Below are 15576 nucleotides of genomic sequence, written 5' to 3'. Positions count from 1 at the left end.
GTGGGGGGAGGTGCGCGGGTGTTACCGCGTCCTGACGCTGATGACGCGGTCCTCCCCGGCGACGAGGTCGAGCGGTTCGGCGCCGGAGGGAGTCCGGAGTTCGATGCGGTGGCTGCGGTGCGGGTGCAGAACGGCGCTCGCGCTGCCGTCCGGTGCCCAGGTGAGGTCGAGTGACGCCCCGAACCGGGTGCGTACGCCCCTGAGTTCGCCCTGCGGGCAGGAGTCCGGGAGGGCGGGCAGCAGGACCAGCCGGCCGGGGGTGGACTGCACGAGCATGTCGATGAGCACGGCGGGCAGGGCGTGGGCGGCGTCCGCGTTGTAGACGTCGCGGTGGGGGTAGTGCGCGCTCATCAGGGAGGCGTGGAAGTAGTCCCCGTCGAGGACTCGTCCCAGGGCGTGGGCGACCCGGGCGCCGTCCCCGAGGCGGGCCGCGACCAGGGCGTGGTGGAGGTGGCCGTGGGCGGAGTCGTTCTCGGCGCCGCGCAGTTCGAGGGCGCGGTGGGCGGCCTCGGCGAGTTCGGGGGTGTCGTACGGGTTGATCTCGTCGAGCGGCCAGACGGCGTAGAGGTGGCTGAGGTGGCGGTGGTCGTAGGTGTCCGCCAGGCCGGGCCACGCCCACTCCGCGAGGGCTCCGTCGGCGTTGACCCGGTGCGGGGGGAGACGGCCGGCGAGCGCGCGCAGGCGGTCGGCGTGCTCGGGCCGGCGGTCGGCGGCGGTCAGCAGGGCGTGCCGGGCCGCGGAGAGGTCCATGGCCGCGTTGAGGGCGCCCCAGCTCGCGTTCGCGGGGCGGTTCTCGGGCGAGTACGAGGGAACGACGACCAGGTGTCCGGCGTCGTCGGTGCGGGTGAGGAAGTCCTCGTAGAAGAGGGCGACTTCGCCGAGCGCGGCGGTGGTGCGGGGGTCGCGCGTGCCGTAGGTCTCGTCGTGGTCGACGAGGGGTCGCAGCAGCCAGTCGGCGCCCGCGGTCCACAGGTGCAGGGGGTACTCGCGGCTGAAGTGGTACGTGTGGCCGCTCTCGCCGTCGGTGTGGGAGGGGGCGACCGCTCCCCGGGTGCCGAAGATCTCGCGGGCGTTGTCCCGCCAGTGCGCAAGCTGACGGTGGACCAGGGCGGCGTGGGCCTCGGTGACCTCGGGGAGGGCGGCGGCCGCGGCGGAGGCGGTCTGGAGGTTGAGGTTGGCGTTGGTGGTGAAGGCGCCGGACCAGGCGGTGTTCCAGTCGCCGGTCCACAGGCCGGTGAGGCGGGGCGGGAGCAGGCCGCTCGCCGACAGCAGGTGGTAGCGGCCGGCGGCGAAGAGGCGTTCCGGCAGGGCGGTGCTGTGCGGCCGGGCGAGCAGCTCCGAGCCCGGCAGTGCGCGTTCGGCGGGGTCGGCGGCGAGGTCGAGGGTGACGCGGCCGTAGGCGGTGCGGTGGTGGATCAGGTGCCGGGAGAGGAGGTCGTCGTACGAGGCCGAGCAGGGCGCCGAGCGCGGGGCCACGGGCAGCAGGTCGCGCAGGGCGCGGCTCTCGGCGACCGTGTCCAGTTCGCCGGTGTGGCGGTGCACCCGGGTGAGCAGCAGCACCTCGGTGGCGCCCTCGACGAGGACGCCGGGCGGCACGAGCTTCGTGGTGCCGCCGGTGACGGCGGCCAGGGTGACGCCGGTGTAGGCGAGGTCGCTGCCCGGGTAGCGGGCGCGCAGGGTCAGCAGGGCGCCCTCGGGGGTGAGGACCGCGCCGTGGCCGATGCCGAGTCCGGCGGGGGCGCCGGGGAGGCGGGGGTCGAGGGACAGGTCGAGGGTGAGGTGCGGGGCGGCGACGTGCTGGACGATCACGTCGTCGGCACGGGAGACGAAGACGCGGCTGGTCCAGCCGGCCCGGGTGGCGGTGGTCTCGCCGGTGGTGAAGTCGACGGCGCGGCGGTAGGGGGCGTCGATGTCGTCGGGGGGCGGTCTGTCCAGGCGGAGCTGGAAGGCCGGGTGGAAGGGGCGTACCCAGTGCAGGGGGCGGCCGTCGGTGAAGTCCTCGGCGGCCGTCCGGTCCCCGGCCAGCAGGCGGTCCTGGAGGGCGGGGAGTCGGGCGGCGAGGGCGGGTGGGCGGCGGTGCTCGTCGTCGCCGTCCGGGCGGACGAGGGTGTGGTGGGTGACGATCACCCGGTCGGCGTCGGGATCGCCGTGCACGAGGGCGCCGTGGTGGCCGTTGCCGGTCAGGAAGGCGTCTTCCCAGCGGGCGGCGGGCGCGGGCTCCCAGGTGCCGTGGACGGGCGTGGCGCTCACGGTGTCAGCACCGCCGCGCCGTAGCGGCCGAGGGTGATCCGGTCGGTGGTCGTCGTCTGCGTCAGCAGGTCGTGGTGGGTGCCCGGGAGGTCGACGGTGACCGGCTCACGGCCGTGGTTGAGCAGGAAGAGCAGGTCGCCGCGCCGCACCGCCTCGACGCCGTCCGGAAGTCCGTCGAGCACCGGCCGGACACCCGCGCCGGCGGCGGCGCGGGCCAGCAGGGCACGCAGCGCGTCCGGCTCGGGGAGCGTGGAGACGTACCAGGCGCGGCCCTTGCGCAGCACGGCCGGCAGTCCGTCGAGTTCCCCGCCCCGGTACGGCAGGGTCTCGTCGGCGGTGCCGTCGGGCTCCAGTTCCTCGGACCACAGGGTGCCGCGCAGGCCGCCCGCGCACTCGGCCTCCTCTCCCGGCGGGAGCGGCCACCACTCGTGCAGGGTGCGGATGCCGAACAGCTCGCGCAGCCGGGCGTCCATGGCGCCGGGCCGTATCCGGTCGTCCTGGTCGGCGACTGCGGTCAGGAAGCCGCAGACGAGGGTGCCGCCGCCGCGCACGTACGCGAGGAGGTTGTCGACGGCCGCGTCGGTGAGCAGGTAGAGCTGCGGGACGACGACGAGGCGGTAGCGGGTCAGGTCGTGGCCGGGGTGGGCGAAGTCGGTGGTGAGGCCGGCCTGCCACAGCGCGCGGTGCCAGGCACCGAGGACGTCCGGGTAGTCGACCTCCCGGGAGGGCCGGGCCTCCTGGTCGCCGGCCCACCAGGAGTGCCAGTCGTGGAGCACGGCGACGTCCGCGGCGACCTGGCTTCCGGTCACGTGCGGGGCGATCCGGGCCAGGTCGGCGCCGAGCCGCCGCACCTCCTGGTACGTACGCCCCCGCTCGCCCGCGTGGGAGACCATCCCGGAGTGGAACTTCTCCGCGCCCTGCCGCGACTGCCGCCACTGGAAGCAGCAGACGGCGTCGGCGCCGCGGGCCACCGCCTGCAGCGACCAGAGGCGGTGCAGGCCGCGCGGCTTGGGGTGGTTCACGCCGCGCCAGTTGACGGCTCCGGCGGCCTGTTCCATGAGCATCCACGGGCCGTGTGCCTGGGAGCGGGTCAGGTCCTGGACGAGGGCGCCGTGCTGGGCACCGGAGGGGTCGTGCGGGTCCGGGTAGAGGTCGACGGAGACGACGTCCTCCTCCTCGGCCCAGCGCCAGGCGTCCTGTCCCGACCACAGCGGCATGAAGTTGGTGGTGACCGGGAGGTGCGGGGTGTGGCGGCGGACGATGTCGCGCTCGGCGGTGAAGCACTCCAGGAGCATGTCGGAGGTGAAGCGCCGGAAGTCGAGGACCTGCGCCGGGTTCTTGAGGTAGTGGGTGCGGCGGGCCGGCAGGATCTCCGCCCAGTCGCCGTAGCCCTGGCTCCAGAAGGCGGTGCCCCAGGCGGTGTTGAGGGCGTCGAGGGTGCCGTAGCGGTCCTTCAGCCAGCGGCGGAAGCGGGTGGCGGCCTCGTCGCCGTGGTCGTAGGTGCAGTACTCGTTGTTGATGTGCCACATGGTGAGGGCCGGATGGCCGGCGTAGCGCGCGGCCAGGGCCTCGGTGATGGCGGCGGCGTGGCGGCGGTAGACGGTGCTGGAGTGCGAGAAGTGCTGTCGGCCGCCCCACCACTCGGTACGGCCGTCCTCGTCGCGGGGCAGGGTGTCGGGGTACAGGTGCCCCAGCCAGGGCGGGGGCGAGGCGGTGGGGGTGGCGAGGACGACGCCGACGCCGGCCTCCTGCATCAGGTCCATGAGCCGGTCGAGCCAGGCGAAGTCGTGGACGCCGGGGCGCGGTTCGAGTCTGGACCAGGAGAAGACGCCGAGGGTGACGGAGTTGACGCCGGCGGCCTTCATCAGGCGGACGTCCTCGGGCCAGGTCTCCTCGGGCCACTGCTCGGGGTTGTAGTCGCCGCCGTAGAGGATGCGGCCCCGGGTGACGTCGGACAGGTGCGGCATCAGCCCTTCACCGCCCCGGTGAGCATGCCCTTCTTGAAGTGGCGCTGGACGAACGGCGACAGGACGGCGACCGGCAGCAGGGCCATGACCATGACGGCCATCTGCACGGCGAGCCCGGACAGTTCACCGGTCTTGATGGCCTGGCCCAGACCGACCGGCGCCTCCTGCTTCTGCACCAGCTGGATCATGACGTTCTGGAGCGGCAACATGTCCTGGTCGTTGAGGTACAGGGAGGCGTTGAACCAGGCGCTCCAGTAGCCGACGGCGTAGAACAGGGTGATCACCGCGACGACCGCGCGGGACAGCGGCAGCACGATCTGCCACAGGATGCGCAGGTCGCCGGCGCCGTCGATGCGGGCGCTGTCGATCAGTTCCTGGGAGATGCCCATGAAGAAGCCGCGCAGCACCAGGATGTTGAAGACGCTGATCGCGCTCGGCAGGATCAGCGCGAGGTAGCTGTCGGTGAGGCCGAGGGACTGCACCAGCAGGTAGGTGGGGATCAGGCCGGCGCTGAAGAACATGGTGGCGAGCAGCACCATGAGGATCCAGCGGTGGCCCAGCGAGCCGCTGCGGGAGAGCCCGTAGGCGCACAGCACGGACACCGCCATGGAGAACAGCGTGCCGACGAGTGTGATGCCGATGCTGACGAGCGCGGCGCGGGTGACCTGGCCGCCGCTGAGCAGTTCCTGGTAGGCGACGAACGTGAGGTCCTTGGGGATCATCACCAGGCCGCCGGCCTCGTCGATGGTCTTGCGGGTGGACAGGCTGGTGACGATCACGATCCACAGCGGGAACAGGATGCCCAGGCAGGCCAGGAGCAGCACGAGCCCCTTGCCGGCGAGTCCGGCGCGGCTGGGTTTCTCCTCCCACACGGGGCGGGGCGGGGCCGCCCACCGGCGGGGCGGGCGCGCCGGCCGGCCGGGCGCGGGGGTCGTCGTCTCTCTTACGGCGGCTGCTTCGGGTACGGCGGTCACTTCTTGTACACCCCCTGCTCGCCCATGAGATGGGCCACCTTGTTGGCCGCGAGGACCAGGCCGAGGCTGATGACGCCCTTGACGAGGCCGGCGGCCGCCGCGTAGCCGAAGTCCTGGTTGCGTACGCCGTTCCACCACACGAAAGTGTCCAGGACCTCCGCAGCGCCGGGTCCCACGGCGCCGCGTTGCAGGAGGATCTGTTCGAATCCGACGGTGAGGGCGTCACCGACACGGAGCACGAGGAGCAGGGCGACGACCGGGCGCAGCGCGGGCAGGGTGACGTGCCACATGCGGCGCCAGCGGTTGGCGCCGTCCATCGCCGCCGCCTCGTACAGGTCGGGGCTGACCGAGGCGAGGGCGGCGAGGAAGACGATGATCCCCCAGCCGGCGTCCTTCCACACGCTCTGCGCGGTGATCAGGAACTTGAAGGTCTCGGGGTCGGTCATGATGTCGAGCCCGTCGTACCCGTGCCGGCGCAGCAGCTGGGAGAGGAGCCCGGCACCGCCGAGGAGCTGCTGGAAGACGGCGACGACCAGCACCCAGGAGAAGAAGTGCGGCAGGTAGAGGATGGCCTGGGAGATCGCCCGGACGCGGGGCCTGACCACGCTGTTGATGAGCAGCGCGAGCAGGATGGGGATGGGGAAGTACAGCAGGAGCTGGAGGACGAAGAGCACGAGGGTGTTCTGGACCGCGTTCCAGAAGGCGGAGTCCTCGAAGATCCGCTGGAAGTTCTCCAGGCCCACCCACGGGCTGTGCAGGATGGAGACGACGCCGTTGTCGCTGAGGTAGGGGTCGTACTCCTGGAAGGCGACGACGTTGCCGAGGATCGGCACGTAGTTGAAGACCAGCAGCAGCACGACGGCCGGCAGGGTCATCAGCAGCAGGACGCGGTCGCGACCAAACCTCAGCCGCAGGCTCAGCCTGCCGGTGGGCGGTCTGCCGGGGGCCCCGGTGTGGCCGCCGTGCACCTTCGGGGGGTTCTTCTTGCCTTCTTCGGCCTCGGTGTCGGTCCGAGGCACCGTGCTGTGGGACACGGCGGTTCTCCTTGCCTCGGTACCTGGTCAGCCGGCCGCCGGTCCGTTCTCGTCGAGGATCTTCCGGTACCAGTCGCGAAGCTTGTCCCCGCCCTTGCTCTTCCAGTCGGAGACGGCCTGCTGCACGTCGCTGATCTTCTTGCGGCCGCGGACGACGTCGTCCTCCAACTGCTCGAAGTCGTTGGAGAGGTTGGTCCAGCGGGCCGGTTCGGTGATCTGCATGCCGTAGAACGACGGCTTCCTGGTGACGGCGCCCATGCGCTGCTGCCACTCGACCTGTCCCTTGGCGACCTGGGGGAAGTCGGGGTGGGCGATGGTCGCGGCGGGGCTGGCCACCATCACGTAGGCGTTCATCACGTCGATGTTGCCCTGGTCGGTCTTGGTGGGGACGCCGTCCTTGACGGTGTAGTGGGTGCCCTCCACGCCGTAGTTGGTGGCCATGTACTCCCTGGTGCCGTACGGCGCCGCGGTGACGTTGGCGACGGCCAGCACGTCGCGGATCACGGCCTCGGAGGCCTTCTTGTTGACGAAGGCGAAGATGCCCGCCGGGTTCTGCGCCCAGAGCGTGGGGGCGCCGCCGTCGTGACCCCAGACGTCCATGCCCCAGATCTCGAACTCGGGGTTCTGGGTAGCCTGTTCGGCGGTGCGGCTCCACCACTGCGACATGTCCTGGTTGTAGATCAGGAACTCACCGGCGGCGAACTTGGGCCCGGGATCGGCGGCGTTGGACTTGCCGAGCTTGGCGTCGGGGTGGACGACGCCGGCGGCGAACAGTTTGCGCGTCCATTCCAGGGCTTCGAGGTACTCGTCGGTCTCGATGCGGTAGATCAGCTTGCCGTCGGTCTCGTTCCAGCCGAGGGACTTCTCGTTGCCGGAGAGCACCCCGAAGGCGTTGAAGGCGGTCCACTTCATGTCCAGGCAGGCCCAGCGCTTGGCCCTGGCGTTGGTGGCGTCCTTGGCCAGGGCCATGAACTCGTCGCACGAGCGGGGGACTTCGTACCCCTCCTTCTCGAAGACGTCCCGGCGGTAGAGCGGCACGATGCCGGTGACGTACGAGGAGGGCATGGGCAGGCCGCGCAGCTTGTCGCCGAAGATGGACCGCTGCCAGGCGTCGGTGGGGATTGCGGCGAGGTTCGGGTACTCCTTGACCGCGTCGCCGGAGAGGTAGGGGCCGAGGTCGGCGAACTTGCCGATGATGGCGCTGGGGATCTTGCCGGTCATGTTCCAGCCGGGCACGACCACGACGTCGGGCACCTCGCTGGAGGCGAGGACGGCGCCGAGCTTCTGGTCGTAGGTGTTGCCGTCCTGGTTCTGCCAGACCACGTCGACGCCGATGAGGTCGTTCATCGCCCGGTAGTAGGCGTTGTCCTCCTTGGGCGGGGACCCCCAGAACGGCGACATGACGGTGACCTTGCCGCCCTTGCCGAGCTTCTTCGGCACCGAGGTCTTCAGGTCCGCCAGGTCGAGCTTGCCGGTGAAGCCGACCGCGGAACCGTTCTTGCTGGGGATGTCGGGCGCGACCACGTTGCTCGCCACGTACGCCGGGAGGATCTTCTTGGCGTCCTTGCCCGACGTGGTGCCGTCGCGCGAGCCTCCGTCGGATCCGCCGCAGGCGGAGAGCAGGGGCACCCCTCCGGCCACCGCTGCGGTGGCGACCGCGGTGGAGGCGAGGAAACTTCTCCGGCTGGGACCGGAGGCGGCGTTCGGCGTCATGTGCGTCAACCCTTCATGCCTTCGTGGCGCACCGGACACCCGACGGTGGCCGTCGGGTGCGGTGTCTTGAGGGAACTGGGACCAGTTCGTGTCGAAGCGCTTCGATGTTGCAGCGAGGTTAAGTTAACCCCTCGGGGGGCACAAGGGTCGTCCCCAAGATTCCTGCTCGGCGCCGCGGGAGAGGTCTTGACCACACACCTCTGCACCCCATTGAAGTTGAGCAGAGGCACGAGCGTGATCGAGTACGACGTCTTGACACTTGCCCAGGGCTGCACGGAGCATCGAAGCGCTTCGACGTCCTATCCGCTCCATCGCAAGGGGACCTCCACGTGACCGCACCGACGCCGCCGTTCCGTGATCCGCGACTGCCGTTCGCGACGCGCGTCGACGACCTGATGTCGCGGCTCACGCTCGACGAGAAGACCGCCTTCCTGCACCAGTTCGCGCCCCCGGTCGAGCGCCTCGGCATCGGCGCCTTCCGCACCGGTCAGGAGGCGCTGCACGGCGTGGCCTGGATGGGCCCGGCGACCGTGTTCCCGCAGGCTGTGGGGCTCGGCGCCACCTGGAACGAGGACCTCGTGCGCCGGGTCGGCGAGGCGGTGTCCAAGGAGGCCCGGGCGATGCGCGCGCGGGACGAGCGCGTCGGCCTCAACGTCTGGTCCCCGACGGTGAACCTGCTGCGCCACCCCTTGTGGGGCCGCAACGAGGAGGGCTACTCCGAGGACCCGAAGCTGACCTCCGCCATCGCCACCGCCTACACCCGGGGGCTGCGCGGCGACGACCCGGCGTACTGGCGCACCGCGCCCGTGCTCAAGCACTGGCTCGCGCACAACAACGAGACGGCGCGGGACACCTCCTCGTCCTCCGTCCGCCCGCGCGTCCTGAACGAGTACGACCTGCGGGCCTTCCGCAAGACGGTCGAGGCGGGCGCGGTGGCCGGGGTGATGCCCGCCTACAACCTGGTCAACGGCCGCCCCAACCACCTCTCCCCCCACCTCGGCCGGCACTTGCGCACCTGGACGGAGGAGGACCTGCTGGTCTGCTCGGACGCGGGCGCACCCTCCAACCTGGTCGACTCGGAGCACTACTTCGACACCCACGAGGAGGCCACCGCCGCCGCGCTGCGGGCCGGGGTGGACAGCTTCACCGACCACGGCACGGACTCCTCGAAGATCGTCGCGCGGGTCCGCGGCGCCCTGGAGCGGGGTCTGCTGACGGAGGCGGACGTGGACGCGGCCGTGCGGCGGCAGTTGTCGGTGCGCTTCCGGCTCGGCGAGTTCGATCCGGAGCACGACCCGTACGCGAGGGTGCGTGACTTCGACACGCCGGAGCACCGGGCGCTCGCCCGGGAGGCGGCCGAGCAGGCGGTCGTCCTGCTCAAGAACGACGGCGTCCTGCCCCTGGCCCCCGGCACCCGCGTCGCCGTCGTCGGACTGCTCGCCGACGAGTGCAAGCTCGACTGGTACAGCGGCACGCTCATCCACCGCTCGACCCCCTTGGAGGGCCTGTACGAGCGGTTCGGCGCCGACCGCGTGAACTTCGCGGAGGGCGTGGACCGGGTCAGACTGCGTACGGCCGACGGCACGTTTCTGCACGTCCCGCCCTCGGACGACGCCCCCGACGGGGCGCGCGGCGCGGAGGGCGCCCTCGACCCGGCGCTGCTCGCCGGCCGCACCGACCTGCCGCCCCTGACCACCGACGCCACCGGCACCGAGCTGGCCCTGATCGACTGGGGCGAGGGCGTGCTCACCCTGCGCGCGCCCGACGGCCGCTACCTCTCGGTCGCCGAGGACGGCTACGTGCGCGCCTCCGCCGACCAGCCCGGCGGCTGGGTCGTGCAGGAGACGTTCCGGCTGGAACCGCACGCGAACGGTCACCTCCTGAGGCACACGGGAACGGGTCGTCCGGTCCAGGTCGCCGCCGACGGCGTGAAGGTTGCCGCGGGCACCGCGGAGGCCACCGCCGCCCCGGACGCCGCGGTCTTCGACCTGGTCGTCGCCGAGCGCGGCGAGGACGCGGTGACGCGGGTGGCGTCGGCGGCGGACGTGGTCGTCGTGATCGCGGGCAACGACCCGCACATCAACGGCCGCGAGACCGAGGACCGTACGACGCTGCGCCTGCCCGGCCAGCAGGAACGGCTGCTGCGCGCGGCCCGTGCCGCCAACCCGGCGACCGTGCTCGCGCTGGTGTCCGCCTACCCGTACGCGGTCGACGCCGGGACGCTCCCGGCGGTGCTGTGGACCGCGCACGGCGGTCAGGCGGCCGGCACCGCACTGGCCCGGGTCCTCGCGGGGGACGTCTCCCCGGCGGGCCGGCTCCCGCAGACCTGGTACGCCGACGACGCCGACCTCCCCGATCTCCTCGACTACGACGTGATCGGCGGCCGCCAGACCTACCTGTACTTCGAGGGGACGCCGCTGTTCCCCTTCGGACACGGCCTGTCCTACGTGTCGTTCGGCTACGCGGACCTGGCGGCGGAGGCCGGGGACGGGACGGTGTCCGTGTCCTTCACGGTCACCAACACCGGTGAGGTGGCCGCCGACGAGGTGGCCCAGCTCTACGTCCGCGCCGAGGCCCCGTCGGTACCGCGTCCGCGCCGCGAGCTCCTCGCCCACCGCCGGTTCACCCTCGCGCCGGGCGCGTCGACGCGGGTCGCCTTCGAGGTCCCGCTGTCCGCCCTCGCGTTCTGGGACGTCGCGCACGGCCGGTGGCGGCTGGAGCCGGGTCCGTACGCCCTGCTGGTGGGCGCCTCCAGCGAGGACGTGCGCCTGTCGACGACCGTCACCCTCGACGGCGAGCCGGCCGCACCGCGCCCGGTCGGCGAACGCGGCCTGGAGGCGGCCGACTTCGACGAGCAGAGCGGCACTCAGATCGTCGACCGGACGAGGACGGCGGGCGACGCGGTGACGCCGGCGGCCGGCGGGACGGGCGAACTGCTCTACCGCTCCTGCGACTTCGGTACCGGCGTGACGAGGACGACCCTGTCGGTCGCGGGCACCGGCACCGTCGAGATGGCCCTCGACGGCGGCGCGTGGACGCCGGCACTCTCCCCGTCCGCGCCGGCCGGGGGGCCGTACGACTACGCGGAGCTGGACGGCGCCTTCACCGCCGGGGGCGTCCACGACCTCCGCATCAGACTGCGCGGCTCACTGCGGCTCGCGCACGTCGGCTTCTCCGGTTGAGGGTCCGGGGAGGTCCGGCACGGGGACGGGGCCCGGTACCGGTGGCCAGGAGCTACAGGTACCGGGCCCCCGACTCGCGGCCCGCTCTGACCAGGCCCAGTTCGTAGGCGGCGATCACCGCCTGGGCGCGGTCGCGCAGCTCCAGCTTGGCGAAGAGCCGGTTGATGTGGGTCTTCACGGTGTGGTCGGTGATGGTGAGGCGTGCCGCGATCTCCGCGTTGGACAGGCCCCGCGCGATCAGGGTCAGCACCTCCGTCTCCCGGGCCGTGAGGTCGGCGGCCGCGGGGACGGGCAGCCGCGAGCCGCGCGCGTGCACGAACTCGGCGATCAGCCGCTTGGTGATCTCCGGCGACAGAAGCGCGTTGCCGCTCGCCACCACCCGTACGGCGTGCAGCAGTTCGGGGAAGGTGGCGTCCTTGAGCAGGAAGCCGCCCGCGCCGGCCGCGAGCGCGTCGTACACGTACTCGTCGAGGCCGAAGGTGGTCAGCATCAGCACCTTCGTGGCGCCGCCGGAGGAGGCCAGGATCTCGCGGGCCGCGTCGATGCCGTTCTTGTGCGGCATCCGGATGTCCAGGAGCGCGAGGTCGGGCCGGGTCTCGCGGGCCGCCAGTACCGCCTGCACCCCGTCCTCCGCCTCGGCGACGACCTCGATGTCCTCCTGGGTGCCCAGGAGGTTCACGAAGCCGGTGCGGACGACCGCCTGGTCGTCGGCGACCAGTGCCCTGATCACGTGCGGCTCCCCCGCTCGTCCCCCACTGTGCGCCCGCTCCCCCACGGCAGCTCCGCCTCCACCAGGAAGCCGCCGTCCGGGCCCGCCCCCGCGCTGAGCCGACCGCCGACCAGGGCGGCCCGCTCGCGCATTCCGGTCAGGCCGTGCCCCGTGCCGCCGGCGAATTGGGAGCCGGGACCGGCGCCGGGACCGTCGTCGCGGACGCGGAGGGTGAGCAGCCGGTCGGCGCCGTAGTCGACCTCGACCACGGTACGGGCGCCGGGGGCGTGCTTGCGCGCGTTGGTCAGCGCCTCCTGCGCGATCCGGTAGGCGGACAGCTCCCACGCGGCGGGCAGCGGCACCCGCTCGCCGGTGATCCGCAACTCGGCTGTGCCGCCCACCGCCCGGTGCTGCTCGACCAGTTCGGCGAGATGACCGAGCGTGGGCTGCGGCGCGGTGAGGGTGGCGGGGCCGGTGTCGCCCGGGGGCGTGCGCAGGACGCCGAGCAGGCGGCGCAGTTCGGCCATCGAGGAGCGGGCCGTGCCGGCGATCTGCTGGAAGCCGTCGCGGGCCGCTGGGGTGAGTCCGGGCGTGGTGTACGTGGCGCTCTCGGCCTGGACCGCGATCATCGACACCGAGTGGGAGACGATGTCGTGCAGTTCGCGGGCGATCGCGGCGCGTTCCGCCTCGGCGGCCTGCTGCCGCTCCATGGCGATCAGCTTGGCCTGTGCCAGGCCGCGTTCGATGCGCGTCTCCTCCCGGGAGCGGACCGCGTCGCCCATCATCACCGCCCCGAAGACGACCACGGTGAGCAGGAACGACTCGGCGAACAGGCTCAGCGACCCCTTCTCCCACAGCGCCGGCACGGGCAGGTCCATCCGCGACCAGGTGTTGATGTGGACCAGGTTGACGCACAGCGCACCGAGCGCGCCGCCCGCGACGGTGAGGGCCGGGTGCAGTACCCGGTTGCGGCCCAGCGAGTAGCAGCCGGTCAGTCCGCTCACCATGATCGAGACGTACAGGTTGACGTCGCCCGCGAAGCCGATCAGCCCCGCCGCGACCGTGAGCATCGCGACGGGCGGGAAGGAGCGCCGCCACATCAGCGAGGCCGCGGACACCAGCGCTCCGACGGTGGTCGTCACACCGCCCGGAATGGCGATCAGCTCCACGACCGCGCCCGCCGTGACGGCGCCGCCGGTGATCCAGGGGTAGGCGGGTGCCGCGATCCACTCGCGCAGCCGCTGTTGGGGCGACGTCCTCATCCTTCCATGATCCCGGCCGTGGCCGAAGGGCGCGTCACCGCTCGGGTGGAGTCTCGGAGCGGGTGTCGTACCACGGGTTGAGTCCCGGGTGCGGAGCCTCGGTTGACGCCTTGCGACCTGCGGATTCCTAGCGTCGACGGACATGGGGAAGACCTTTGGGGAACGGGTCGCCGGGTGCGCACCGCGGCCCGTCGAACGGTATGTGTGGGCCGGGTGCGCGGTGGCGGCGACGAGCTTCGCGCCGGCCTCCGGCCTGGCGACGCACCGGGTGTGGGGATGGTCGGCCGGAGCGGGGTACGCACTCGCGGCGCTCCTGGCCTCGGGCTCCGGGCCGCTCTGGGCGGCTCGCGCGGTGGCGGTCGCGGGGAGCGTGGTACTGCCGCTCGTCGGCCTGGTGGCAGCGGGGCTCGGGCAGTCCGAAGTGGCCGTGGTCGAGCGGTCCGGGCACCTGCTGGCCGTCACCGGAACCCCGTACGTCACGGCCCCCGCGGCCGTGGGCGACTTCAACCCCTACCTGCCGGGGATGGCGCTCTTCGGCGTCCTGCCGGGTGATCCGCGCTGGTGGACGGGTGTCGCGTTCGTCGGGGCCCTCGTCGCCGCCGGAGTGCGCCGTGTCGGACCGCTGCTCGCCTGCCCCCTGGTCGCGCTGCCCCTCGCGGTGGGCGGCGTCGACCTGCCGGTGGCCGGACTGATGTGCCTGGGCCTCGCGCAGGCCGGGCGGGGGCGCCCGGGCGGGGCCGGCCTCGCGCTCGGGGCCGCCGCCGTGCTGAAGTGGACCGGCTGGCTCGCGCTGCCGGTGGCCCTGGCGCTGATCGCCGTACGGCAGGGCGGCCGGCCCGCGCTGCGGTGTGCGGGCATGTGCCTGGGTACCGGGTCGGCGGTGGTCCTGCCCTTCGCGCTCACCGATCCCGCCGGCTTCTACCGGAACGTCGTCGCCTTCCCGTTCGGGCTCACCGCCACCGCCTCCCCCGCCGACAGCCCGCTGCCCGGTCATCTGCTCGCGGCACACGTCCCGGGCGGCACCGTGATCGCGCTCGCCCTCTTGGCGGTCGGCGCGCTGCTGGTCGGCGTCTCGCTCGCGGTACGCCCGCCGGGGACGCTGCGGGCGGCGGCCGGGCGGCTCGCGCTCGGTGTGGGCCTGGCGACGGTCCTGATGCCGGCGACGCGCTTCGGCTACCTGGTCTACCCGATGGTCCTGGCCGCGCTGACGCACGAGGCGGTGCACCGCGACACCGAGGTCCAAGGCCGCCCCGTCGAGAGGAGCCCCGCATGACGGACGACGCCCGCACCGGTGGCCGCACGCTGATCGTCACCAACGACTTCCCGCCCCGGCAGGGCGGCATCGAGACCTTCGTCCGGGAGATGGCCGATCGCTTCCCGCCCGACGAGGTGGTCGTCCTCACCTCCACGCCGACGGCCACGACGGACCGCGGCGCCCGCTTCCGCTACCCGGTCGTCCGCCACCCGGCCCGCACCCTACTGCCCACCCCGCGCGCGACCGCGCACGCCGCGGAGGTGGCCCGCCGGTACGGCTGCGACCGGGTGTGGTTCGGCGCGGCGGCGCCCCTCGCGCTGATGGCGGGACGACTGCGCCGTACGGCGGGGATCCGCACCGTCGTGGCCACCACCCACGGCCACGAGGTGTGGTGGGCCCGCGTTCCGGGGCCCCGGAGCCTGTTGCGCCGCATCGGCGCCCAGGTGGACACGCTGACCTGGCTGGGCGACAGCACCCGGGCCCCGATCGAGGCGGCCCTCGCCCTCGGCACCCGGACCGCCCGCCTGGTCCCCGGCGTGGACACCGGGGCCTTCCACCCCGCCGTCGACGGCACTCCGGTCCGGACGAGGTACGGCCTGGGACACCGCCCCGTGATCCTGTGCGCGGCCCGGCTGGTCCCGCGCAAGGGCCAGGACACCCTGATCAGAGCGCTGCCCTGGGTACGCCGGGCGGTCCCGGACGCCGTACTGCTGCTGGTCGGTGACGGCCCCTACGCCTCCGGGCTGCGGCAACTGGCCCTGCGGGAGGGCGTTCTGGACTCGGTCTGCTTCGCGGGCGGCCATCCCCACCACGCGCTCCCGGCGTTCTACGCCGCCGCCGACGCCTTCGCGATGCCCTGTCGTACGCGCAGGGCCGGTCTGGAGGTGGAGGGCCTGGGCATCGTGTACCTGGAGGCCGCCGCCTCCGGGCTGCCGGTGGTCGCGGGCGACTCGGGCGGCGCCCCCGACACGGTGTGCGAGGGCGGGACCGGGTACGTCGTCGACGGCCGTTCGGTCGCGGCGACGGCGGACCGGCTGATCAGGCTCCTGCGCGATCCCCGGCTCGCCCGGGCCATGGGCGACGAGGGGCGCCGACGGGTCGCGTACGAGTGGTCGTGGGACCACTCGTACGCGACGCTGCGGGACCTGCTGGCGGGGCGTACGGCGGGCTGCCGCACCGTGGGGCCGCGGCTTCCGCCCGTCCACCGGACGCCGGCGCCCGGCACCTGAC

General features: G+C 72.9%; 10 protein-coding genes. 3 read left to right on the top strand and 7 right to left on the bottom strand.

Annotated elements, in window-relative coordinates:
• Positions 1-21: 21 nt before the first annotated feature.
• The 5 genes from AB0P07_RS12755 to AB0P07_RS12735 are packed head-to-tail and all read right to left on the bottom strand — an operon-like array spanning position 22 to position 7938.
• On the bottom strand, positions 22-2250 hold the full coding sequence (locus tag AB0P07_RS12755) for a glycoside hydrolase N-terminal domain-containing protein (RefSeq protein ID WP_365549054.1): 2229 nt from the start codon (positions 2248-2250) through the stop codon (positions 22-24).
• Positions 2247-4217, bottom strand: coding sequence for a beta-galactosidase (locus AB0P07_RS12750; protein ID WP_365549051.1), 1971 nt, complete (start codon positions 4215-4217; stop codon positions 2247-2249). Before AB0P07_RS12750 ends, AB0P07_RS12755 begins: the two co-directional genes overlap by 4 nt.
• Positions 4217-5191: a carbohydrate ABC transporter permease gene (locus AB0P07_RS12745; RefSeq protein WP_365549048.1), complete on the bottom strand. Its 975-nt coding sequence runs from the start codon at positions 5189-5191 to the stop codon at positions 4217-4219. The genes AB0P07_RS12750 and AB0P07_RS12745 overlap by 1 nt, the downstream gene beginning before the upstream one ends.
• Positions 5188-6225 carry an ABC transporter permease subunit gene (locus AB0P07_RS12740; RefSeq protein ID WP_365549045.1) on the bottom strand — a complete coding sequence of 346 codons (1038 nt, stop codon included), beginning with the start codon at positions 6223-6225 and terminating at the stop codon, positions 5188-5190. The genes AB0P07_RS12745 and AB0P07_RS12740 overlap by 4 nt, the downstream gene beginning before the upstream one ends.
• Before the next feature lie 27 nt (positions 6226-6252).
• Positions 6253-7938, bottom strand: coding sequence for an extracellular solute-binding protein (locus tag AB0P07_RS12735; protein ID WP_365549042.1), 1686 nt, complete (start codon positions 7936-7938; stop codon positions 6253-6255).
• A 329-nt stretch (positions 7939-8267) separates the two neighbouring features.
• Between AB0P07_RS12735 and AB0P07_RS12730 the strand changes: the two genes are divergently transcribed.
• On the top strand, positions 8268-11120 hold the full coding sequence (locus AB0P07_RS12730) for a glycoside hydrolase family 3 C-terminal domain-containing protein (RefSeq protein WP_365549039.1): 2853 nt from the start codon (positions 8268-8270) through the stop codon (positions 11118-11120).
• 52 nt (positions 11121-11172) lie between these two features.
• Here the strand turns inward: AB0P07_RS12730 and AB0P07_RS12725 are convergent, their stop codons facing one another.
• Together AB0P07_RS12725 and AB0P07_RS12720 are read right to left on the bottom strand one after the other, a co-directional pair.
• Positions 11173-11850 (bottom strand): response regulator transcription factor, encoded by a 678-nt coding sequence (locus AB0P07_RS12725; protein WP_365549036.1) that lies wholly within the window; start codon positions 11848-11850, stop codon positions 11173-11175.
• Positions 11847-13091 (bottom strand): histidine kinase, encoded by a 1245-nt coding sequence (locus AB0P07_RS12720; RefSeq protein WP_365549033.1) that lies wholly within the window; start codon positions 13089-13091, stop codon positions 11847-11849. The genes AB0P07_RS12725 and AB0P07_RS12720 overlap by 4 nt, the downstream gene beginning before the upstream one ends.
• Positions 13092-13233: 142 nt before the next feature.
• Here AB0P07_RS12720 and AB0P07_RS12715 point away from each other — a divergent pair, with 142 nt between their 5' ends.
• Positions 13234-14364, top strand: coding sequence for a hypothetical protein (locus AB0P07_RS12715; RefSeq protein ID WP_365549030.1), 1131 nt, complete (start codon positions 13234-13236; stop codon positions 14362-14364).
• The gene (locus AB0P07_RS12710) at positions 14361-15575 is read left to right on the top strand and encodes a glycosyltransferase family 4 protein (RefSeq protein ID WP_365549027.1); all 1215 of its coding nucleotides are present in this window, start codon (positions 14361-14363) and stop codon (positions 15573-15575) included. The genes AB0P07_RS12715 and AB0P07_RS12710 overlap by 4 nt, the downstream gene beginning before the upstream one ends.
• Position 15576: the final 1 nt, after the last annotated feature.

The sequence above is a fragment of the Streptomyces sp. NPDC085944 genome, assembly GCF_040686295.1.
Lineage (GTDB): Bacteria > Actinomycetota > Actinomycetes > Streptomycetales > Streptomycetaceae > Streptomyces > Streptomyces salinarius.
This window is presented reverse-complemented; position numbering and strand designations above follow the sequence as displayed.